This window comes from Shewanella subflava, assembly GCF_025971955.1.
Classification (GTDB): domain Bacteria; phylum Pseudomonadota; class Gammaproteobacteria; order Enterobacterales; family Shewanellaceae; genus Shewanella; species Shewanella subflava.
On the sequence record NZ_JAPDMX010000034.1, the window covers coordinates 1 to 23,915 of the forward strand.

General features: G+C 41.9%; 20 protein-coding genes. 10 read left to right on the plus strand and 10 right to left on the minus strand.

What is annotated here, in order from left to right; translation table 11 throughout:
- Positions 1-124: 124 nt before the first annotated feature.
- Positions 125-2,869 (minus strand): alpha/beta hydrolase family protein, encoded by a 2,745-nt coding sequence (locus OHT75_RS17870; RefSeq protein ID WP_406682053.1) that lies wholly within the window; start codon positions 2,867-2,869, stop codon positions 125-127.
- Positions 2,870-3,332: 463 nt separating this feature from the next.
- Between OHT75_RS17870 and OHT75_RS17875 the strand changes: the two genes are divergently transcribed.
- On the plus strand, positions 3,333-4,343 hold the full coding sequence (locus OHT75_RS17875) for an isocitrate dehydrogenase (RefSeq protein WP_264729112.1): 1,011 nt from the start codon (positions 3,333-3,335) through the stop codon (positions 4,341-4,343).
- A 78-nt stretch (positions 4,344-4,421) separates the two neighbouring features.
- On the opposite strand, the gene rlmM is transcribed toward OHT75_RS17875, so the two are convergent.
- The 4 genes from rlmM to OHT75_RS17895 form a co-directional block, all read right to left on the minus strand.
- Positions 4,422-5,525: a 23S rRNA (cytidine(2498)-2'-O)-methyltransferase RlmM gene (rlmM, locus tag OHT75_RS17880; RefSeq protein ID WP_264729113.1), complete on the minus strand. Its 1,104-nt coding sequence runs from the start codon at positions 5,523-5,525 to the stop codon at positions 4,422-4,424.
- 75 nt (positions 5,526-5,600) lie between these two features.
- Positions 5,601-5,990, minus strand: coding sequence for a DUF423 domain-containing protein (locus OHT75_RS17885; RefSeq protein WP_264729115.1), 390 nt, complete (start codon positions 5,988-5,990; stop codon positions 5,601-5,603).
- A gap of 52 nt (positions 5,991-6,042) precedes the next feature.
- Positions 6,043-6,744 (minus strand): alpha/beta family hydrolase, encoded by a 702-nt coding sequence (locus OHT75_RS17890; protein ID WP_264729147.1) that lies wholly within the window; start codon positions 6,742-6,744, stop codon positions 6,043-6,045.
- A gap of 16 nt (positions 6,745-6,760) precedes the next feature.
- The gene (locus tag OHT75_RS17895; RefSeq protein ID WP_264729117.1) at positions 6,761-7,672 is read right to left on the minus strand and encodes a transcriptional regulator GcvA; all 912 of its coding nucleotides are present in this window, start codon (positions 7,670-7,672) and stop codon (positions 6,761-6,763) included.
- A gap of 181 nt (positions 7,673-7,853) precedes the next feature.
- Between OHT75_RS17895 and OHT75_RS17900 the strand changes: the two genes are divergently transcribed.
- Complete coding sequence (locus OHT75_RS17900) at positions 7,854-8,090, plus strand: hypothetical protein (protein WP_264729119.1); 237 nt, start codon at positions 7,854-7,856, stop codon at positions 8,088-8,090.
- A gap of 281 nt (positions 8,091-8,371) precedes the next feature.
- On the opposite strand, the gene thiI is transcribed toward OHT75_RS17900, so the two are convergent.
- The 3 genes from thiI to pomA form a co-directional block, all read right to left on the minus strand.
- Positions 8,372-9,826, minus strand: coding sequence for a tRNA uracil 4-sulfurtransferase ThiI (thiI, locus tag OHT75_RS17905; protein WP_264729121.1), 1,455 nt, complete (start codon positions 9,824-9,826; stop codon positions 8,372-8,374).
- 372 nt (positions 9,827-10,198) lie between these two features.
- Complete coding sequence (locus OHT75_RS17910; protein WP_264729123.1) at positions 10,199-11,125, minus strand: flagellar motor protein MotB; 927 nt, start codon at positions 11,123-11,125, stop codon at positions 10,199-10,201.
- A 3-nt stretch (positions 11,126-11,128) separates the two neighbouring features.
- Entirely contained in the window at positions 11,129-11,896 is a 768-nt protein-coding gene (gene pomA, locus OHT75_RS17915) for a flagellar motor protein PomA (RefSeq protein ID WP_188841155.1), read from the minus strand.
- 237 nt (positions 11,897-12,133) lie between these two features.
- On the opposite strand from pomA, the gene xseB reads away from it, so the two are divergent.
- The 3 genes from xseB to dxs all read left to right on the plus strand — a co-directional run bounded on the left by xseB (position 12,134) and on the right by dxs (position 15,324).
- Entirely contained in the window at positions 12,134-12,364 is a 231-nt protein-coding gene (gene xseB / locus OHT75_RS17920) for an exodeoxyribonuclease VII small subunit (protein ID WP_264729127.1), read from the plus strand.
- Between the two features lie 194 nt (positions 12,365-12,558).
- Positions 12,559-13,440 carry a (2E,6E)-farnesyl diphosphate synthase gene (gene ispA, locus OHT75_RS17925; RefSeq protein ID WP_264729129.1) on the plus strand — a complete coding sequence of 294 codons (882 nt, stop codon included), beginning with the start codon at positions 12,559-12,561 and terminating at the stop codon, positions 13,438-13,440.
- Between the two features lie 18 nt (positions 13,441-13,458).
- Positions 13,459-15,324, plus strand: coding sequence for a 1-deoxy-D-xylulose-5-phosphate synthase (dxs, locus tag OHT75_RS17930; RefSeq protein ID WP_264729131.1), 1,866 nt, complete (start codon positions 13,459-13,461; stop codon positions 15,322-15,324).
- A 113-nt stretch (positions 15,325-15,437) separates the two neighbouring features.
- Here the strand turns inward: dxs and grpE are convergent, their stop codons facing one another.
- The gene (gene grpE / locus OHT75_RS17935) at positions 15,438-16,052 is read right to left on the minus strand and encodes a nucleotide exchange factor GrpE (RefSeq protein WP_264729133.1); all 615 of its coding nucleotides are present in this window, start codon (positions 16,050-16,052) and stop codon (positions 15,438-15,440) included.
- A 158-nt stretch (positions 16,053-16,210) separates the two neighbouring features.
- On the opposite strand from grpE, the gene nadK reads away from it, so the two are divergent.
- The 3 genes from nadK to OHT75_RS17950 all read left to right on the plus strand — a co-directional run bounded on the left by nadK (position 16,211) and on the right by OHT75_RS17950 (position 21,994).
- Positions 16,211-17,089 carry an NAD(+) kinase gene (gene nadK, locus OHT75_RS17940; RefSeq protein ID WP_264729135.1) on the plus strand — a complete coding sequence of 293 codons (879 nt, stop codon included), beginning with the start codon at positions 16,211-16,213 and terminating at the stop codon, positions 17,087-17,089.
- Between the two features lie 366 nt (positions 17,090-17,455).
- Positions 17,456-19,111 carry an L-lactate permease gene (locus OHT75_RS17945; protein WP_264729137.1) on the plus strand — a complete coding sequence of 552 codons (1,656 nt, stop codon included), beginning with the start codon at positions 17,456-17,458 and terminating at the stop codon, positions 19,109-19,111.
- A 72-nt stretch (positions 19,112-19,183) separates the two neighbouring features.
- Positions 19,184-21,994 carry an FAD-binding and (Fe-S)-binding domain-containing protein gene (locus OHT75_RS17950; protein ID WP_264729139.1) on the plus strand — a complete coding sequence of 937 codons (2,811 nt, stop codon included), beginning with the start codon at positions 19,184-19,186 and terminating at the stop codon, positions 21,992-21,994.
- A gap of 214 nt (positions 21,995-22,208) precedes the next feature.
- Here OHT75_RS17950 and OHT75_RS17955 read toward each other — a convergent pair whose 3' ends face one another.
- Positions 22,209-22,643: a GNAT family N-acetyltransferase gene (locus OHT75_RS17955; RefSeq protein ID WP_264729141.1), complete on the minus strand. Its 435-nt coding sequence runs from the start codon at positions 22,641-22,643 to the stop codon at positions 22,209-22,211.
- A gap of 160 nt (positions 22,644-22,803) precedes the next feature.
- Here OHT75_RS17955 and OHT75_RS17960 point away from each other — a divergent pair, with 160 nt between their 5' ends.
- Both OHT75_RS17960 and OHT75_RS17965 read left to right on the plus strand, forming a co-directional pair.
- Entirely contained in the window at positions 22,804-23,046 is a 243-nt protein-coding gene (locus tag OHT75_RS17960; protein WP_264729143.1) for a type II toxin-antitoxin system Phd/YefM family antitoxin, read from the plus strand.
- 7 nt (positions 23,047-23,053) lie between these two features.
- The gene (locus tag OHT75_RS17965; RefSeq protein ID WP_264729145.1) at positions 23,054-23,353 is read left to right on the plus strand and encodes a type II toxin-antitoxin system RelE/ParE family toxin; all 300 of its coding nucleotides are present in this window, start codon (positions 23,054-23,056) and stop codon (positions 23,351-23,353) included.
- Positions 23,354-23,915: the final 562 nt, after the last annotated feature.

Genomic DNA, 23,915 nt, shown 5'->3' on the forward strand with positions numbered 1-23,915 from the left:
CCAAGGCAAGTGAAACGAAAAATCAGTAAATATCCACACAAAAAATAACGCCAGTCAGCTTATCTGACTGGCATTAGGCCATTAAGCCTGCATTTTTTACCTGCGAACCAATGAGTAGCTCAAATTAATCCTTAGCAAACTCATGATAAGGTTCACCTTTTTCAAGCCATAACGGTGCAGGCTTACCTAATAAATAATGGTCAAAATATTCACGCATTTTAATCGTGTAATCTAATTTATTAGGGTACTTTTTCAGATGATGAGGTTCGCCTTCATACTGCAAAAACACCACATCTTTACCAGCGCGGCGCATTGCCAAATACATTTCCACGCCTTGCTCCCAAGGCACTGCATCGTCAATATCACCAAACATAATCATCATTGGCGTTTGAATTCGCTCAACGTAAAAAACGGGTGAGTTTTCGATATATTTCTGCGGAGCTTTAAATAAACTCTCACCAATACGACTTTGTCCCGTTTCATACTGGAACTGTCTTGCTAAGCCACTTCCGTGACGAATACCGCTGTAGGCGCTAGTCATATTAGACACTGGCGCGCCCGACACTGCTGCGGCAAACATATTTGTTTGAGTGACAGCAAAAGCCGTCTGGTAACCGCTCCATGAATGGCCATGTAGACCAATTTTTTTCGGATCTGCGATACCCATATCAATTATTTTTTGCACCCCAGAGGTTAACGATTTAACAGCTGAAATACCTGGATAGCCAATTTCAAAGCGAATGTCAGGTAGAAAAATGGCATAACCATTATTGGTGTACCAAGCAAAGTTAGGGCGATGGTTGATTTTCATGTCAGGGAAAGCATGCAAACGATCACTCATGAAGCGATAGTAATATACCATGACAGGGTAACGTTTACCTTCTTGGTAGTCACTTGGTTTGATCAAAACACCGTCAGCGGTATTGCCATCAGCATCGGTCCACTGTACCAGTTCAGATTTCCCCCAGCTATAAGCTTGTCGCTGTTTATCAAGTGATGTCAACGGCTTCGCATTATTTACATCCTGCAGTGTTGCGGCATAAACATCTGGATATAAATCGAAACGCTGCTTGGAATACAAAATCTCATCACTTTGCTTTGCCCTTGCTAATACCGTTAATTTACTTTGACTATCGGTGAGCTTTTTAACCCCAGCAACACCGACTTTTACCTCGTAAAAATCATCGGCTTTGGTGCGATGACTATAACCTCTTAACAATAGCGTTTGGTCAGCTTTAACAGTTGCAGGTTGTTTATCTTTAATCAGCCCTTTAACTCGGTATTCAATACCTTGTTTACGACCTTCGCCATTAGACAACATAAATCCGCTATGCGAAGTGGTGTTAAATTGCCATACATCGTATTTATCGTAGCTAATAAAGCCTGACCCATCATCAAGCCATGGACCAAAACCATATCCCGGTGCCGAACTGGGATAATCGTGATCTTCATCAGCAAAAGGCACTGCATATTGCTCAGTTAAGTTAAAGCTTCTTGCCTGTGCAATATCATAGATATGTACGTTGCCTTGCTGGTAATAGCGTAAAAATCTTGCATTAGGTGATAATGTAGGGATTGCATCACTGGGTTGCTGTGCCAATACCAATATTTTACGTCCCGTATTTAAATCGACTAAATAGACATCTTGATAAAAACCCGCCCAGGTAATCATTTTCTGATAAGGCACATCTGATGTCGCAACCAAATAACGCGCTTGCTCACCATAATGCACTGTAGGCACATCTTTATCCGCCAACTGAATAATACGATCGGCATCGATATGGTAAACCGCTAAATAAGTGCGCTTTAATTCATTCTGATATTCTTTAATTTCATGTGGCTTAATTTTGGCATCGTCACCATGCCAAATACGTAGATTTTTGTTATCGGTAATCACATTCACATCAAACAACGAATTGTCATCGGTATACTTTAACTGTTTTTGCGGCGAGACAACTTGCGGGACTCGGCCAACATACAAACGTTCACTGTCACGGGAAAACATCACAGTAGCATATTGATTTAGCGTCCACTCCTCGCTTGATGGTTGGCGATGCTTACCTGAGCTGATATTAATGATATGTAATTGATATTGGCGAGCATCACGTTTTTGACTCAGTTTACCTGTAGTAAATCCAACATAACGCCCATCATTGCTTAACGCTAACTCACCGATTTGGTTTTCGCTGGCGCTGTAAAGATCTCGCTGTGTCTGATGGGTTAAATTAACTAGTACGACCTGATGTTGCTGTTGAATTGGGCGATTAACCGCGGCAACAAAATTAAAACCAGATTCATCAAAAGCAAATTGAGTCACATCAGTCAGCTGAACCGTTTTATTGGATGCTAAATGAATCAGGCTTAATCGAGTGCCTTTATCCCCCTCTTCAATTGTGTCGCTTTTCGGGCTATCAGACTCTGTCGATTTGGCATCTTCATCTGTGGTTTTATCTTCTTTAAACCACACTGCTATATATTCACCATTATCATTAAACTGTGCCGATTTAATGTTAATAAACGTTTGTTGTTGACCCGTTTTAGTATCAAGCAACACTAACCCTTGAGTTAGCTCAGATTTCTTTTTAGTTTCTTGCTCTAACAAGCTTGCAGGAATCGTTGCCATCACAAATCGACCATTAGCGTTAACTTTAGGCTTAGTGCCGTTGGCAATATTAAAACGCTGAGATCCGTCAATCGATTTCACAATGACATAGCTTTCACCACGATCGGGCTTAGCCTCTACCGCCATCATTCGTCCATTATCTGCAATAACCGGTTGCTGTAGTGTGTTAAAGCGCATAATGTCAGTTAGCGTTAGCGGCTGGGCATATAGTAAACTTGTCGAAAATGACAGTGATAACATCACCATCAATGAATAGGTAAACCGATAAGATAGTTTCACAACATTCCTCTTCTTATAATTATGATGGTCCAAAACGAATCACCAACTAAACGCGGTCGCTAGTAAGACTGACTATTCGACTATGGTCGTCTAGTAAAACCCTCGGATAAATGAACAAAATACTGAGCTTTGATAAGGTTAACCTTTTGTATAGAAAGGATTTGGCGAATCAATAAAGTGTAATTAGTTTCATTTGTCATTAATCTGGGCATTTTAATCTAAAAAACATCATAAATGTTTGTAAAGTGCGATTTCGTCCACAGTTTTGTGTAAATAAAGATTAAAAATCGTTAAAATGGCTTTTGAACTTAGATGATTAATATCATCAAATCACCACTTGTGAGACAGACTACACTCACTAACATCTCATACAGTGGCCCAATTAATGCGCTGTAATCATTGCAGTAACCCTAGCGTGTAAGGACTTCTCATGTCAAAACGTACAATAACCGTAATTCCAGGTGATGGAATTGGCCCAAGTATTATCGATTCTGCATTAAAAATTCTCGACAAAGCAGGATGCGATTTTGAATATGAATTTGCTGATGCGGGCTTAACGGCGCTAGAAAAACACGGTGAATTATTACCGCAACGCACACTCGATTTAATTGAAAAAAACCGCATTACCCTTAAAGGCCCTTTAACAACGCCAGTGGGCGAAGGGTTTACCTCAATTAACGTCAGCCTGCGTAAAAAATTCAGCCTGTATGCCAACGTGCGCCCTGTAAATTCATTTAAAGGCACTCAAGCGCGATATGAAAATATCGACATTATTACGGTTCGAGAAAATACCGAAGGCATGTATTCTGGTTTAGGTCAAAAAGTATCAGATGATGGTGAAACAGCAGAAGCTACCAGTATCATTACCCGTCAGGGTGCTGAACAAATTGTCACTTTTGCCTACGAATTAGCCCGTAAAGAAAACCGCAAAAAAGTCACTATTGTACATAAAGCAAACATCATGAAATCAACCTCAGGTTTATTCTTGAAAGTGGCTCGTGAAGTCAGCCTTCGCTATCCAGATATCATCACCGAAGAAATGATTGTGGATGCGACGTGCATGAAATTAGTCATGAACCCAGAAAACTTTGATGTGATGGTCACCACTAACTTATTTGGTGATATTCTGTCTGACTTGTGTGCGGGGCTTGTTGGTGGTTTAGGCATGGCACCAGGAGCAAATATCGGTCGTGATGCTGCAATATTTGAAGCCGTTCATGGAAGCGCACCCGATATTGCAGGTAAAAATTTAGCCAATCCAACATCTGTTATTTTAGCGTCGATTCAAATGCTAGAATACCTTGGTATGTCAGACAAAGCCCTGATGATCCGCAATGCGGTATCTGCTGTGATAGAAGAAGGTGACCGTACAACCCGTGATTTAGGCGGCACACATGGCACCACAGATTTTACACAAGCGGTATTAGAACGCTTGGTTTAATCATTGCTGTTGTTATTCTTGTAAAAAAGCCCTAATGCATCATTAGGGCTTTTAGTTTGTATAAACCGTATCGCGATTTTATCTTTCACCTAGTACGGCGTAGTTAACACCCTTTTCAGGAAATAACCACAAATGCACCGTCACTTCATCACGATCATGATACAAGTGCTTACACTGCATCTTATACTCGATATTGTTTTCTTTAAAAATTTCGGCCATGGTATCTAAAATAACCCGCACTTCTTTATAGCGGCTTTTCATTGGCAGTTTCAGGTTAAAGATGGCTTCTTTAAACCAAGCGTTAATTGCCCAAGCTTCCATCAGCTCAGCGACACGGGAAGGTTTTTCAACCATGTCACACACTAACCAGTAGATATTTTTACGCGGAGGTTCAAATCTGAAACCATCTGCACGGTAATGTTTAACCTGACCCGTTTCCATCAATTTTTCATTCATCGGGCCATTATCAACCGCAGCAACCATCATACCGCGGCGCACTAATTGATAAGTCCAACCGCCAGGACAAGCGCCTAAATCAACGGCATTGAGTCCGCTTCGACAGCGCAAATCTTGCTCTTCTTTGGTCAAAAAGGCACCGAAAGCTTCATCTAATTTCAAACTTGAACGGCTCGGTGCATCGGCAACCATTTTTAAACGCGGGATCCCCATAGGATGCGGCGAGCTATTGTGACTTAACGAATAGCCAACATATGCCTTACCTGGACCAATAAAACACACATGTACGATAGGACGGCGTGGGTTTTCTGAACCTAGTAAAATGCCCGCTTTTTTCAAACCTTGACGCAGTGGCACAGTAAACTTGCGACAAAATGCCGACAACTCTTTTGCTTCATTAGTATCAGGGGTTTCAACACGTAATTCGCCGCACTTAGATAAGTCACCTAATGCCTGAATAATCGGACTTACCCTATCTTGCTCAGGTAAGTCGATTAATAGCTCTGATGCAGCAAACATTTGCCGAGTAAAAATAAGTGAACTTAACGCTAATTTTTCAGCTAATTCATCGGCAGCATTATCATCAAAACATTGATAAATAACATAAGCATCATTGTTATTGGTTTTAACGAAACCACCAATATTAAGCTCTGCGGCACGTTGTTGAATTTCTGCAGCGCATTCTTTCTCATATCCAGCACGGCAAAATAGGAATAGGTTTTTCATGTAAAGCCTTAGCAATAGTCGAACTTGAAGCCAAATTTTGTCGGATTATAGCAAGAATATGACGCTATAGCAGATTTAGATTTGATCCTGACTAGCAGGTTTACGCCATGCTGCAATTGCAAATATCGCCCAGCCAATCAGTAAACACACACCACCAATAGGAGTAATCGGACCGAGCCACTTTTGGCCAATTAAGGCATACAAATAGAGTGAACCAGAAAATAACACCATACCTGTAATAAAAAAACCTGCTGACCAATTCACTAGTTTAGTACATAACCCTTTTGCCGCAAATGCTACACCCATTAATGCAAAGGTATGATAAAACTGATATTCGACAGCTAAATTAAAAATACTAATCAGCTCTGGCGAAGTGACCTTCTTTAAGCCATGGGCAGCAAATGCCCCTAACGCGACTGCAATAAAACCACTCATCGCCGCAACAGATAATAATCGATGCTTCATAAAATGCCTTAATATTGGGCTCGGTCATAGCACAAGCCTTTGGATAATAAACTTAGGCTAACGATTTCGAGAAACGAGTAATCTCAGCCACCACAAGCGCTAGATTAGCTTCAAATGTTGTACCAGACGACTTGCGAGGGGCAAAACTATGATCACCATCAGGTATGGCGATAAATTTGATGTCTTCACGGAATGTCCATGAAGCAATTTGCTCAGGAAGACCAAATTTATCTCGCTCACCTTGCAGTACTAGGGTCGGCATACTCGATTCATTCAGCGGAGGTAACCGCGGCACACCGCCTTTTATTGGCACAAATGGATAACCTAGGCATACTTGGCCAATGACACGATTCAACGCGACTTGCGCTGCGGCCATTTCACATGTGTACAAGCTTGATGTTAACGTTGCCATCATACGAGAGCCCATCGACTTACCAACAAACAAAATACGCTTGCCGTTAAGCTCATCCCGTTGCTGCTTATGTTGAATATCTGCCAACACATTTTCAAGATGCTGCAATAGCTTTGGGGCTCTATCTGGTGGGCGTTTTTTACCATCAAGCATATTGGCTTGCATGTATAAAAAGTTAAATCGATAAACAGCAAAGCCTTGAGCTACCAGACTTTGAGTTAATTGCTGCATAAACGCATGGTGCATATTAGCCCCTGCCCCGTGAGCTAACACAATAAGGGTGTCGCTATCAGCAGAACCATCAATAACATAATCTCGGGCTAATTCAGCGTGACTGTTAATACTTTGCGGGTTAAGACTATCCTGCGAGTAAATCACTGCGCGACTCCTCGGCAAACATATCTACCATCCACTCACGAAACGCACTCACTTTTCCTAACTCTGAATGATTCTGCTGACACACTAAGTAATAGGCATCTTTACTCACTAGCACTTCAGAAAAAGGACACACTAAACGCCCCGCTTTGATGTCTGGGCGCGCTAATACACTGTAACCCAATGCAACACCTTGTCCATGAACCGCAGCTTGCAACACCAAAGATGAGTGACTAAAAATTGGACCTTGATTTACATTGATATCACTGATGCCACATTGTCTAAACCAAGCCTGCCAATCATGCCGACTGGAGTCGTGAAGTAAGGTATGGTGTTTTAAATCTGCTGGTGAACTTAATGGTTTGGCGCCATTGAGTAATAAAGGTGAACACACTGGAATTAACACTTCATTACGCAGTTTATCGGCTCGAAGTCCTGCCCAGTTTCCTTGACCATAATAAATCGCCACGTCTACATCATCGGTTAATGAGCCGGTATCACTGTCGACAGCTTTGATCCGCACATCAATATCAGGATTTTTCTCACTGAACTTCGCTAAACGAGGCACTAACCATTGAATCGCAAAACTCGGAGACATACTCACGGTGAGAGAGCCAACAGCACTGCGAGCAAGTAGTCTCTCGGTCGCTTCACCGAGCTGAATAAAGATATCTTTAATGTCAAGAAAGTAGCTTTGACCTTCTTCTGTTAACAGTAATGATCGATTTTTGCGCCTAAATAGCTTTAAACCTAAGAAATCTTCTAATGCTTTAATTTGATGACTGACCGCAGCCTGTGTCACAAACAACTCCTCTGCAGCCCTTGTAAAGCTGAGGTTTCTTGCAGCCGCTTCAAATGCTTTTACTGCATTTAAGGGAGGTAATCGTCTAGACATGGTGATCAATCTCTCGTTTTTTAATTAGTTTTTCTAATGATTATCGATATTTTTTGTCGTTTGTAAAGAACAGTGTTTTTGATTAAATTAGCATCAATGAAATTAAGTCAGTTGGACAGTCTCTTCGACGTATTTGGGAATGTCCGGCAATCAAACGATTTGTCAGCCCGGAGGCTCACCTATGTTCAATTTTAAATCTGTTCTAGTACTGGCTATGATGTCGTCACTCAACCTTAGCACTGCACAGGCTAATGAAATAGATCAAGTCGATATTAGCGATTTACACGCAACGATTAATGCACAATTAGCTGACAATCTAAATCAAATGCAACAAGAAGTTGTAAAAGATGTCAATGAAGTTTTAGTGACTGAAAACGATCTACAAATGAAAACCGTTCGCACACAAGTTGCTGATTAATATTGATAGTTTAATAGCATCTTCATGCATTGATGATAGCCCTGATAGCTTGCCATAAATGCAATAAAAAAACCGCATAGATTGCGGTTTTTTTATGTGAAATTTTCCAGTCCACTTTAATCAACTTCGCTCGGGGTAATAAACGCTTACTAAACAGCCCGTTGTCTTGCTAATTGCGTTTCATTAACGTGCATAGGCCAGCTATTAGCCCAAATGAGGTTAATCAGCGAATTTTTTAAGGGCAAACGAACCATGTTCGCCCTTAATAAAACTTATCCCTGTTATGGGCGATATACCTTCACATTATGATGGCCTTGCTCAATCAAATATAAAGCTTGAAGTTTGCTCATCACGCCACGTTCACAATAAAGTAAATAGGTTTTGCTTTTATCTAAATCGGCAAACTGAGTTGCTAACTTGAAGAAAGGAATGGTTTTAACTTCCACGCCGTCAATATCCAAAGGCTTACGCTCTTCTTCTTCAGGTGCTCGCACATCAATGACAATTTCACCTGCTGCAATATCGGTAACGGTTTCAGTTTCAGTGATTTGTTGATTCATTTCTGTTTCAATATCCCTAATATCCATGACCTTAGCAGAAGCAACGATACGTTCAATTAAGTCTTCATCAAACTTTTTCTCTTCCGCTTCAATTTTAGATAAGACAGCTTTTACTGTGGGCTTTTGGGAAATCACGCCACAATATTCAGGCATGGTTTTGGCAAAATCTTCGGTACCAATTAATCGACTTTGATTAATAATGTCTTGCTTATCCATAGCAATTAACGGGCGCATAATAAGCATATCAGTACAGCGATCGATAACATTTAAATTCGTTAACGTCTGGCTAGACACTTGACCTAAACTTTCACCGGTTACAATACCTTGAATACCATATTTTTCAGCTATTTTAGCTGCAACGCGCATCATCACACGCTTAAGAATAACGCCCATCTGGCCATTATCAATTCGTTCTAAAATCTGTTCAACGACCGGCTCAAATGGCACAGTAATAAAGCGAACTTTGTGTGACTCACTGTAGGTTTGCCATAAATGGTAAGCCACCTGCTTCACACCTATCTCATGTTGAGCGCCGCCTAAATTGAAGAAACAGTAATGGGTGCGGGCACCTTTTTTAATAAATTGATAGCTAGATACGCCAGAGTCAAATCCGCCAGAAATCAGTGACAATACGTCTTCTTGGGTTGCCATCGGAAAACCGCCTAATCCTTCTATGCGACGCTCAACCATGTAGAGTTTATCGCGATCGATTTCAAGGTTCACCGTCACATCAGGATTGTTAAGCTTTACCCCCAATGCATCCGTATGCTGGTTTAAACCACCGCCAACGTAGCGTTCTACATCAATCGAGTTAAAATCATGCTTGCCGGTTCTTTTAACCCGAACACAAAAAGTTTTACCCGCAATTTCATCGCGATAACGCGGTAACGCTAACTGATAAATACTGTCAACGGTATCAAATGGGTATTCACTTACCTGAACCACATGGGCAATACCAGGAATGCAGGCTAATCGCTGTGCAAATTTGCTTTGTAATTCCGGCTTATCTTCAGGCACCTTAACGATGATACGGTCAAATAATCGTTGTACTTTGGCTTCTTCATCAACCTTTTTAAGTACATTGCGAATATTGGTTTCAAGCATCTTAGTGAAACGTAATCTTACCGATTTACTTTTCATCATGATTTCTGGGTATAGCTTTACGATAAACTTCATAGCGGTTCCGGCAACATAAATGATCGACTAAAAACTAACACTAGTTTAGCCGATGTGACATTTAATGATTTGAATTAATAGGATAAAGACTTATTTTTTACAGCGTAAAATCTCAGAACCGAGTCGTTCAGTATCGATAAAATGATTACACGGGGAAAAAGTAAGCAAACAATTGCGGCGGATTATAGCAAATTTATCGCCAGTTGTAATAGCATTCACGAGGGATTCAGTGGCCATGCACAGTTCAAAATGAGCAATAAAAGTGGATGATGCTGAAACTGACAAGTCATGAAACCGATAAAAAATAATCTAAACAAAAAACGCAGTCGAATGACTGCGCTTTAACAATTCAACTTACCCAACTAAATCAGGTTATTGGATCACTTTAATTTCATCAGATTCTTTTGGTTTACCCTGCTCAATAGCAATTTCAACGCGACGATTTCGGGCTCGATTACTGTTGCTGTCATTGGGCACTAATGGGTTATTGGATGCTTCGCCCATCACTTTCATACGGGTTTCATCAAAACCTGGCACTTTCATAAGTTCATGGGCAACCGCTACGGCACGTTGGCTGGATAAATCCCAATTAGAACTGTAAAGCTCATTACTTATATGTGCACCATCGGTGTGGCCTGACACTGTAATAACACCTGGCACATCTTTCAATAACTCACCAATAGAGTAAATAATGGGCCTAAATTTGGGTTGTAAAAAACCTGAGCCTGAAGCAAACGATCCTTTCTCTCGAATACGGATAATGATTTGCTGGCCTAAAGATTCCAGTTCAATGGCGCCGTCAACAATCTGCTCGTTCAATTGTTCAGCCATTTTTTTGAGTTCTTCATTGATATTTTCTTGCGCAGATGCAGCATCTTTCTTAACGGCTTCAGCTTCTTGTTGCGCCGTAGCACTGGCATTACCACCACGCTGCGCACCATTTTGTTTTTGCACACCACCAGCACTGTCTTCTTCACCAGCTTGGTATTCAATGGTTTGCTGAGTCATCTCATTGGTTTGCTGGTTAATTATCTCAATGGGTGTCGGGTCTGGACGCCCAGGGCGAAACTCAAGCGCGATAACAGATGTCCCTTTAGGAATGTCTTTTACTTCAACTTTATTTTGCACACCAAATGCATACTTCATTGAACCTGCAATTTGCTTAAACTTCATGACATCCATTTCAGAGAATGCTAGCAATAATACGAAAAAGCACATCAATAGCGACATCAGATCGGCAAAAGTTGCCAACCACATAGGGGCGCCTGCGGGTGGACAATCACATTTGGCCTTAGCCATGGATTACTCTCCGTCCGTTGTATCGACTTTACGCTGTTTCTCAGCAAGGTAGTTTTTCAAAAAGCCTTCAATAACACGAGGGTTTTGACCATCTTGAATGGCGAGAACGGCATCCATAATTAAATTACGGTTTAATAACTCTTCATTCATGCGCAGAGATAGCTTATCTGCCATTGGAATAGCTATCATGTTTGCGATCACCGCGCCATAAAGTGTGGTTAACAAAGCCACAGCCATTGAAGGCCCAATGGATTTAGGATCATCCATGTTAGATAACATAGCCACCAAACCAACGAGTGTACCGATCATCCCCATCGCTGGTGCTACATCGCCCATTGCTTTAAAAATACCAATACCCGCTTTATGGCGTTCTTCTGTTAATGCGATGTCTTTTTCTAAGGCATTGCGCACTACGTCACCATCATGACCGTCAACTAACATATCGACAGCTTTTTGCATAAAAGTATTGCTAATCTGGGCTTCTTCTAATGCTAAAAAACCGCCTTTACGTGCAGCATCAGCCATGCTAACAGACTGTTCAATGAGGTCTTCAGGCCTGTCGATTTTAAACATAAAGGCTTTCAGACCAATCTTAACCGCGCCAAGAAACTGCTTAAGATTGAACTTCATCATTACAACAAACAAAGAGCCTGCGACCACAATCAGTATTGACGGTACGTCGATAAATAAGCCAATGCCACCACTGGTGACCATCGCGCCAATAATAAAAGCAAAGGCGCCAATAATACCGATCAGGGTTGCTAAATCCACAACTTCTCCTCAAATGCAGCCAATACTGCTTGATGTGCTAATGCCTAATTATTGATAAGGTAAGCATAATCTTATTATGTTATCGGTCAAAATCATTTCTAGTTTAGCTCGAATTTCAATTTTCTAAACAAATTTCAGTAACAAAGCGTGCTATTGAGCAAATATCCAGCGTCTGTATTTGACCCTACAGCTTGGCTGATATACCTTGTCACACGCTAAACAAGAGGAATTGTAAACGTGGCGAAAAAACCTGAAAATCTGAGTTTTGAGCAATCATTAAATGAGCTTGAAACCATTGTAGCAAATTTAGAACAAGGCGAAGTATCCCTTGATGATGCTTTAAAGCAATTTGAGCGTGGTATTAAGCTTGTGCGTCAAAGTCAGGCTAAACTTGAGCAAGCACAACAAAAAGTGTCCATTCTGCTTGAGGAAAAAGACACATTATCGCCATTAGATTTAGAGCAGTAATACCTATCACAGTCAATAAGTGTTCTAAAATAGCCAAGGGAAAGTGCCTGATTACAAGGCAGATTTTTATGATAAGTCGTTATGCTACAATTTAAAATCTTACCCCCGTTTTCGCGTATTTTGACCCGCTACAATGAACTGTGATTTATTAACGATTGATACAACATTGCTTTAGCCGTATTTGAGGTAGCCCTGTGTTAACAGATGCAATAAAGACTTATCAACAACGAGTTGATCAAGTACTACGCCAACACTTACATAGCCTAGATGATGCCGCTCCTACTCTAAAAGCTGCCATGGTTCATGGTGCATTATTGGGTGGTAAACGTATCCGGCCATTTTTGGTATACAGTGTTGGCAATATGCTCAATGTGCCGTTAGCGATCCTAGATAACCTTGCCGCAGCCATTGAGTGCATCCATGCATACTCATTAATTCATGATGATTTGCCCGCAATGGATAATGATTGTCTTCGCCGTGGTCAGCCTACTGTGCATATTGCTTTTGATGAAGCCAGCGCCATACTTGCCGGTGATGCATTACAAACCTTGGCTTTTGATATCATCAGTACTCCGATTGACGGTTTATCCCCTAAACAACAACTTGAGATTGTTAAGTCATTAGCCAAAGCTTCTGGTTATCAAGGGATGTGCGGTGGACAGGCGATTGATCTTAGCGCCACCAATCAACGTATCGATTTAACAAGACTGACTGAGTTACACAACAAAAAAACCGGCGCATTAATCAGTTGTGCCGTTGAAATGGCGTTAATTGCAGCACAGGCAAACGAAAATGATTATGACGCGTTAATGAACTACGCTCATCATGTTGGTCTGGCTTTTCAAGTTCAAGATGACATTTTAGACATCATTGCCAGCACCGAAGAATTGGGCAAGCCACAAGGTAGTGATCAACAATCGAATAAAAGTACCTTCCCTCAACTATTGGGATTAGAGGGTGCTAAACAGACATCACAACAGCTTGTTGATGATGCCCTATCAGAACTGACTAAATTACCATACAATAGCCAGTTAATTGCAGACTTTGCCCGATACATTATCGCGCGAAGAATATAATAAGACAGATATCTCACTATGAGTTTCGATAATTCTCAATATCCTGTGTTGGCTCAAGCCAACACACCAGAAGAACTTAGAAAATTACCGCAAGGCTTGTTGCCGCAGGTATCGGATGAGTTGCGACAATTTCTACTGCAATCAGTAGGCATGTCGAGCGGCCACTTTGCTTCTGGTTTAGGTACGGTTGAATTAACCGTAGCACTTCACTATGTCTATAACACACCGTTTGACCAACTGGTGTGGGACGTTGGCCATCAGGCGTATCCCCATAAAATATTAACTGACCGCCGTGAGCGTATGCACACCATTCGTCAAAAAAATGGTTTGCATCCTTTTCCATGGCGTGAAGAAAGCCCATACGATACCTTCAGCGTTGGTCATTCAGGCACATCAATTAGTGCTGCATTAGGTATGGCGATTGCCGCAGAAAAAGAAAACCTTGGCCGTAAAGTGGTTGCTGTTATTGGTGACGGTGCAATGACCGGGGGGATGGTATTTGAAGCACTCAACCATGCCGGTGACTTACACAACGACATGTTAGTTGTCTTAAATGACAACGAGATGTCAATTTCTGAAAATGTTGGCGCGCTGAATAATCATTTAGCCCAATTAATGTCAGGGCGCTTTTACACCACCATTCGTGAAAGCAGCAAAAAAGTGCTTAAAGGCATGCCTGTCATTAAGGAAATGGCCAAGCGCACGGAAGAGCATTTAAAAGGTATGGTCGTACCTGGCACCCTTTTTGAGGAACTTGGTTTTAACTATATCGGCCCTATCGATGGTCACGATGTCGATGCACTCGTTGAAACTATGCGCAATATGCGCAATCTTAAAGGGCCACAAATTCTGCATATCATGACCAAAAAAGGTCGTGGATATGAGCCTGCAGAAAAAGACCCAATCGGCTGGCATGCCGTGCCTAAATTTGACCCTAGCCAATTCAAAAAGCCGGCAACTAAACCTGGTTTACCCACTTTTTCACAGGTTTTTGGAAAATGGCTATGTGATATAGCAGAGCAAGATAAAACAGTAATGGGCATTACCCCTGCTATGCGTGAAGGCTCGGGGATGGTTGAATTTTCTCAACGTTTTCCCAAACAGTATTTTGATGCCGCCATCGCTGAGCAACACGCAGTAACCTTGGCTGCGGGCATGGCAACTCAAGGCCTTAAACCTGTAGTGGCAATTTACTCTACTTTTTTACAGCGTGGTTATGACCAACTCATCCATGATGTGGCATTACAACGTTTGCCTGTATTATTTGCCATTGACCGTGGTGGTATTGTCGGTGCTGACGGCCCAACACACCAAGGGGCATTCGATTTAAGCTTTATGCGCTGTATTCCCAATATGGTGATCATGACGCCGTCAGATGAGAATGAATGTCGTCAAATGTTGTATACCGGATATTGTTATCAAGATGGTCCAACGGCGGTTCGCTACCCAAGAGGAAGTGCAACGGGTGCAGAACAAGTCGAGCACATGACCGCCTTACCCATTGGTAAAGGGGTTTTAAAACGTAAAGGCAAAAACATCGCTATCGTTAATTTTGGTACGACTTTAGCCGCGGCGTTGACCGCCGCAGAAGCGCTGGATGCCAGTGTGGCGGATATGCGATTTGCTAAACCACTCGATATAACATTGTTAACTGAATTGGCAAACAGTCATGACATCATAGTCACGGTTGAAGAGAACGCCATTATGGGTGGTGCAGGCTGTGGCGTGATGGAAGCATTGCAAAAGCTTAAAATCATTAAACCTGTGCTGCAAATTGGTTTGCCAGATGAGTTTATCAAACACGGCGCACCGGATGAGATTATTAGCGAGTTAAAGTTAGATGCCATAGGCATTGAACAACAGATCAGAGACTATCTCAAATAACGCTTATTCTCAGTTAATGAATAATCTTTTACTACAAAAAATCACTACAAAAAAGGGCTGAATTATCAGCCCTTTTTACATCAATTTATATTATTCGAGCAACATGAAATCGATTATGCTTGAGTATCAATACTGGCTCCGCCTTGCGATACCATCACCATCGCTGGACGTAAAAGGCGGTCATTTAAAATGTAGCCTTTTTGCATCACTAACATCACCGTGTTTTCTGGATATTCAGCACTTGGTTGCATGCCAATCGCCTGATGATGTTCAGGATTAAAAGTTTCACCTAATGGGCTAACTTGCACAACGCCAAATTTCTCTACGGTGCTTAAGAAACCTTTCATGGTTAACTCAACACCTTCGTATAACGCTTTAGTCGCTTCATTTTCAGCAGAAGTCCCCTGTAAAGCGCGCTCCATATTATCAAGCACAGGTAGCAACTCGGTGGCGAACTTTTCTAACGCAAATTTGCGAGCCTGCTCAACGTCTTTAGCCGCACGAGTTCGAATATTTTGAGTTTCGGCTGCAGCACGTATTTCAACATCTTTACGTTCTGCTAATGCCGCTTCTGAAGCCGCTAATAATTGCTCTAATTCTTCAACGCGAAAGTTTGCTTGGGTTAACTCATCCATTAAATTCGCTTCATCAGCTTCAATGACTGTACCTTCTTCCACTTGATTTTTAGTGTCGATATCTTGTGGATCGTAGTTTGACTCGTTGCTCATTTTCACTCCAGCTAAAAAATGCGATTTTTTGGGTAATCATAATTGAAACATGTCAGATGCAGATTAATTATCACCGCACTGACACTTTTAATTCGTTTGGGTATATTATGGGGATCAATTTTGGCGTTTCAAGCCTTTTAAGGCCAACAAATATCAATATGACCAAAAAGTTTACTACTATCGGCCTTATCGGCAAACCGCATCACCAAGGTACAAACTTAACCTTAAAACGTTTGCACCATTGGTTATCAATGCAGGGCTACAAAGTGATTGTCGAATCTCGAGTTTCGGCAGAGCTGGGTAATGATGTCGCCTCTATGGACTTACTAGACATGGGCGAGCATTGTGATTTAGCTATCGTTGTCGGCGGTGACGGTAATATGTTGGGCGCGGCAAGGGTTTTAGCTCGTTTTGATGTTGCTGTTATAGGGGTTAACCGGGGAAATTTAGGCTTTTTAACTGATTTACCGCCTGATAACTTTGAAGATGCGCTGGCTGCGGTATTAGACGGTGAGTTTGAAACAGAACACCGATTTTTGTTAGAAGCTGAAGTACACCGCTATGGCAAAATAACGTCCAGCAATACCGCCGTGAATGAAGCGGTTTTGCATCCGGGTAAAATTGCTCATATGATCCAGTTTGAGGTGTATATTGACGATCAATTCATGTACAGCCAACGTGCTGATGGCATGATTGTTTCTACACCAACAGGCTCGACAGCCTACTCACTTTCTGCAGGCGGGGCTATTTTAACCCCAAACCTTCAAGCGTTAATTTTAGTGCCCATGTTTCCACATACCCTATCTTGTAGACCTATAGTGGTTGATGCTTGCAGCACGATTAAACTGGTCGTGTCGCCCGACAATGGCGAAAACTTAGAAGTCAGTTGTGATGGTCATGTGCATTTAGCCGTTTTACCGGGCGATGAAATTATCATTCGTCGCTCAACTGAACAGTTACGGCTTATCCACCCCAAAGGACACAATTATTTCCACGTACTGCGTAATAAATTGGGTTGGGGAAGTAAACTGTTTTAAACAACATGCTCAATCTATCGCATCCCGTCTGCCGCTCATTAGGGTGATAATCATGATTATTTATCACCCTGATTGCTCACCTCGTGAGTTACTTCACATTCATCTTCGCTAATATTCAGTAAAGTTGCCTCACAGTTCACCGCCTTTAAAACAGTGATTTAGATCACACATGAGAAAAGTAAAAATCGATCCTTGTCGCAATAACCGTGAACCAGGTGACAGTCTCGTTTTAAGATGATCTTGATCAAGTATTCAAGTCACAAAATACAGTCTATTACACTCACTTCGGGCAAGATTGAAGCATAACTCAATAACTCAAATAAAATTCAGACCTTAATTAAGCACTTTACAAGCAAAGAGGTATTCATGACTACGTTACAGCTACTCGCGAGCTTAACGCCTATAATAAGCGTTATGTTGTTCCTTGTTTTACTCAAACTCCCGGCATCCAAAGCCATGCCAATATCTATGGTGGCTACTGGTTTAGCCGCATTGTTTATTTGGCAAATGGATTCCACTATTTTAGCCGCCTCTGTGGTTGAAGGTTTACTTTCTGCACTAACACCACTATCAATTATTTTTGGTGCCGTATTCTTACTCAATACCCTTAAATATTCTGGCGCAATGGACACCATCCGCGCAGGCTTTACTAACATCAGTGCCGATGCCCGTGTTCAAGTGATCATTATCTGTTGGTTGTTTGGTTCTTTCATCGAAGGCTCTGCAGGTTTCGGTACGCCTGCGGCTATTGGTGCACCTTTGCTTGTTTTACTGGGTGTACCGCCGATTGCCGCCGCCGTTGTTGCCTTAATTGCTGACTCGACATCAGTATCATTTGGTGCGATTGGCTTACCAGTGCTATTTGGTATGGAACAGGGCTTGATGGAAAATGGCGTGTCTATGGCGTCAACGCAAATTGCGCAGCATGGCGGTAGCTTTGTTGATTATGCCCAGTTCATTGCAATGCACATGATCACCATAGATTTAATTACTGGCTCACTTATACCATTAGTGATTGTTTCAGTATTAACTGGCTTCTTTGGACGTAATCGCTCATTTAAAGAAGGTTTACAGATTTGGAAATTTGCCCTATTTGCCGGTTTCGCATTCACCCTACCAGCATGGTTAATTAACTATGTGGCCGGCCCTGAGTTCCCATCGGTTATTGGTGCGTTAGTGGGTATGGCAATTGTGATCCCTGTGGCTAAAAAAGGTTGGTTACTGCCCGCTAAGCCTTGGAATGATTTTGCTGAAAATGATGCAAATGATGACAAAGAAGAGCAAACCGTTAGTGCAGAACCCGTTAAGTTCTCGCAAATTGCCGCTTGGTCTCCTTATATTATAATGGCAGCACTGTTAGTGCTTTCTCGTGTGGTTGCGCCGTTTAAAGCGTGGTTAAGTAGTTTCAACATCAGTTGGACAGGCATAATGGGGACAGAACTCAAAGCCAGTTTTGCCACTTTCTATGCCCCTGGTATTTTCTTTGTGCTTGTGTGTATATTTGGTTTCTTCTTATTCAAAATGAAACCCAAATCAATTAAGCAATCGATCACAGTTTCATGCACATCGATGTTACCGACGATTATTTCTTTAGGTGCCTCGGTGCCAATGGTAAAAATCTTCTTAAACTCGGGTGCCAATGCCTCTGGTTTAGCGTCTATGCCAGTTGCTTTAGCTGATTTATTAGCCAATACCATGGGTTCTGTTTGGGCGTGGGTATCACCCGTTGTCGGTATTTTTGGTGCATTCTTGTCAGGCTCGGCAACCTTCTCAAACATGATGTTCTCAGGCTTACAATACTCTGTAGCCGATAACATTGGTATGAACCACGTCATGGCATTAGCCCTGCAAGGCATTGGTGCTAACGCCGGTAACATGATGTGTGTGATGAACGTTGTAGCAGCAGCAACCGTGGTCGGCATGGCAGGGAGAGAGTCTGAAATTATTCGTAAAACCATGCCTGTAGCACTTTTGTACGCATTCACTGCCGGAACAATCGCATTTGTTTGGGGCGGCTTCTAATATTTAACTCATAGCAAGTCGCCTATCATGGCGACTTGCTCATTCACTAAATTGTAAAAATGAGAGCTACATATGACTATTAATTATCAAATTGTCATGGATGAGTTACTGGCCAAATTAGGCAAAGATGCCGTTAGCAACGATCCTGTGCGTCGTTTCGCCTGGTCAACTGATGCAAGTTACTTCAGAATTGTACCCGAAATTGTTGTTCATGCTGATGATATCGACCAAGTAAAAGCCACTCTTGAAATCGCCAATAAACACAAAGCCCCGGTCACCTACCGTGCAGCTGGCACCAGTTTATCGGGTCAGGCAATTGGTGAAGGAATTCTGCTTATTCTTGGCCATGATGGTTTCAGAAAAATTGACATCAGCGAAAATGGCCAAAAAGTGACCCTAGGGGTTGCGGTTATTGGTGCTGATGCCAATGCGGCATTAAAGCCATTAAATAAAAAAATTGGTCCGGATCCTGCCACCCTAAATGCAGCAAAAATTGGTGGTATTGTGGCTAACAATGCCTCAGGTATGTGTTGTGGTACTGCGCAAAACTCTTATCAAACCATTGACTCAGTTAAGCTTATTTTTGCTGACGGCACTGAACTTGATACCAGCTGTGAACAATCAAAAGCGGCGTTTAAAGCATCCCATGGCGACTTACTTAAGTCGTTAATGGACTTGGCTGAAATGACCCAAAATAATCCCACCCTTGCGGCGCGGATTAAGAAGAAGTTTTCAATCAAAAATACCACAGGTTACAGCATCAATGCGTTAATTGATTATAACGATCCATTCGACATCATTAACCACCTGATTGTCGGCTCTGAAGGTACCTTAGCTTTCGTTAATGAAGTGACTTACCACACCGTTGAAGAAGCCAAGTTTAAAGCTTCAGCCATGGCAGTATTTTTCAATATGGAAGATGCTGCTCGTGCTGTACCACCATTAAATATTGACGCGGTTGCTGCGGTTGAGCTACTTGACTGGGCATCGATTAAAGCAGTAACCGGTAAGCCAGGCATGCCTGATTGGCTATCATCGTTACCTGAAGGCGCGGCGATTTTATTAATTGAATGTCGTGCAAATGATGCCGATACATTAGTTCAATTCACTGAAACAGTGAATGAAAAAATTGCCCATATTGAAACCGAGCGCCCGATTACTTTCAGTGATGATCCCGCGGTATTTAGCAAATACTGGGCTATGCGTTCTGGATTATTCCCCATTATTGGTGGCGCGCGCCCTAAAGGTACGTCGGTAATTATTGAAGATGTGGCATTTGAGTTACAGCACTTAGCCTCCGCCGCAGCTGACTTAACTGCATTATTCCATAAACACGGTTACCCTGAAGGGGTGATTTATGGCCACGCACTTGCGGGTAACTTCCACTTTATTATCACGCCGACCTTCTCTACCCAAGCTGATATCGAACGCTTCCACGCATTTATGCAAGATGTGGCTGAGATGGTGATTAATAAGTACGATGGCTCAATGAAAGCTGAGCATGGTACTGGCCGCGCGGTAGCACCATTTGTTGAAATGGAATGGGGCGCAGATGCTTACACGTTAATGAAACAAATTAAGCATATTTTTGACCCAACCGGCTTATTAAATCCGGGGGTTATTTTAAATGATGATGCTGAAGTACATGTTAAAAATATCAAACCATGCCCAGTGGTTGATGACTTTGTCGACCGTTGTATTGAGTGTGGGTTCTGTGAAAAAACCTGTCCGACATCCGCACTTAACTTCTCGCCACGACAACGTATTGCTACGTTACGTGAAATTGAGCGTTTAGAGCAATCTGGCGACAAACAAGCCGCCGCAGAAATGCGTGCAAGCTCAAAATATGACGTTATTGATACTTGTGCCGCTTGTCAGCTATGTACTATTGCCTGCCCCGTTGACAACAGCATGGGTAATTTAGTGCGCAAATTACGTACGCCATACATTACCTCTACTGAACAAAAAGTACTTGATTTCCAAGCTAAACATTTTGGCGCGGTTAACCAAGTGATCAGCACAGGTTTTGACACCTTGGGCATCATTCATAAAATCACCGGTGACACTATCACCAATTCGATTATGAATGTAGGCCGTATGATCACCAAAGAAGTGCCGTATTGGAATCCTAATTTCCCTAAAGGGGGGAACGTCGGTAAGCCTTCTGCACATGTGCCTGGTCAGCCCACGGTATTATACTTCCCTGCTTGTGGCGGTCGAACATTTGGCCCAACACCAAAAGATCCCGACAAGCGCACCTTGGCAGAAGTGGTTATCACTTTGCTTGAACGTGCGGGTTATAACGTAGTAACACCAGATAACACACGTGAGTTATGTTGTGGCCAAATGTGGGAATCAAAAGGCGACTTTAAAAACGCAGATATGAAGCGTGATGAGCTGATTGACACATTAAGCAAGCTAAGTGACAACGGTAAAGTGCCAGTAGTTGTGGATGCATTATCTTGTACTTACCGAACCTTAACCGGTAATCCAAAAGTGGATATTCTTGATCTAGTTGAGTTTATGCGCGACAAGATTTTACCTAAGGTCAAAGACAGCATCACTAAAAAGCCGAGTATTACCCTGCATCAAGGTTGTAGCGCCCGCAAAATGAAGCTTGAGCCAACACTGCAAGCCATTGCAGATGCTTGTGCTGAACATGTTGTATTGCCAGACGGTATTGCTTGTTGTGGCTATGCGGGTGAAAAAGGCCTTTATAAGCCTGAAATTAATGCCAGCGCGCTACGTAATATCAAAAAGCTCATTCCGGCACAAACCAAAGAAGGTTACTACGCCAACAGAATGTGTGAAGTGGGCTTAACCCAGCACAGTGGTATTTCGTACCGCCACCTTGCTTATTTACTTGAAGAATGTACGCGTTAATTGTTGAATTAACGTCCAATCAATAAGTAAAACAAAGGCCAATCAAATCGATTGGCCTTTTTGTTAAGGGCATTTTGAACACTTATATGTAATAAGGGCAAAAATAAATACTAGTCTAAGTCACTGTTTAGCTATTTATTTAAGGTGCAACCGCATACCACCTTACCCATGAAAACCTACACATACTAAAAATATCACGCTCACCGAGTCATTCTTAAATTGTTTTTTTGGTAATGGTTCTCGACATGTTGTAAAACCTGTCGTCAGAATGATCCAGCACAAACCCGACTCTTTTGTATAGATGAAAAGCAGGACTGATTTTAAATACACGCAATTTAAGTGTATTGACGCCTGAATCAATTGCTAACCTTTCACATTCAGCAAGTGCTAGTGCGCCAATACCCTTACTTTGAAATTGCTCACTGACTTGCAAGTCACGAATGTAGCACCCATCGTTATCAAATGCTAAACGAATTGCACCAACAATCTCACCGTTGAGCAATATATCGAAATTAATTAAATCATAGATTTGCTGTTCAATTTTTTCGCAATCCCAATCAACTGAGTAGTGTTCATAGTATGAACGCATATTTACGAAGGTAATCTTAGCTGAGGCAGATAAATCTTCTGTTTTTTGATAAGTAATCATCGCGTCTCCAATGCCACAAGCTTAATGGGAAGTTTGCGTTAGTTTTAATTGCAGTTATTTATTAGTTTAGCTTTAACGTTAAATCGCACGATTTAATTAAATTGCACATTTAGCACGATAAACTATAATCTTATCGCACATCCAAACTTGGAGCTTAACCATGTACACATTAACAGCAAATGATGCCAAACGTAATTTCGGTGAGCTGCTGCTAAACGCTCAACGTGAGCCAATTAAAATTAGTAAAAACAACAAGGATGCTGTTGTTGTAATGTCTATCAGAGACTATGAAGAACTTGAAGCTATGAAAGCCGATTACGTCAAACATTGCTTTGAGTCGGCAAAAGCAGACTTAGCCCAAGGCAATGTCGTTGACGGTGAAAACTTCCTAAACGCATTGTAAGTAAAGTATGCGCAAGAGTAAGTATCAACTCAGTAAATTAGCACAGGCTCATTTACATAAAATCAAAAATTATACCGTTACACACTTTTCCAAGATGCAGTGGAACGCATACAAAAACACACTTCTTACTGGATTTCAGATGCTTGCTGATAATCCATCAGTAGGCAAAAACTGCAATGATTTATATGAAAATGGATTTTATTTCCCTATTGGTAAGCACACGGCATACTTTACCAAGGAAGACGGCTTCATTTTGGTCGTGGCAGTCCTTGGACAATCGCAATTGCCACAAAATCATCTAAGGTAATTATCACCCCCTAGGATTTTGATTGGTAGATAACATCCGTATAAGCTGCGGGTAAAGGTTGGCTATACCAACCTTTACCCGTACGGTGTTTAATGCGTATGTTATGTGCTTTGTTCTGAATTTAGAAAAAGACAATAGCGTGATGCTCACATGGATGTGAGCAAAGCTTTCGCGGTGCATGGATGCACCATCGGAAGCGTTAGCATTTTCGAATAAGTCTGAAGCAGTCAACAAACAAAGTTAGAAGCTGGATCAATCCCCATCGAAAATATGCACTTTTCAGCATTTTTCGTCTGAGGCGCTGAGGGTTTCCAAAGGGGCCGAGCGTTTTGCCCCTTTGGTCTGGTGTGGGCGAAGCGCCACGACATTAGTGGTCGTAGACCATAGCAATTGCCTGCCGCAGGCTATCGTGCAGATAATCCAGCGAGATGCCGCAAGCACGTCCGTGTGGGCTTAACCAAAACCAATAACATCCTTGTTAAAAAGTAAGCGGTCAATAAACCCCACATACCAATAATACTCACGCTTTAATATAGTACCTTTTTCACCGGAGGTACTATGA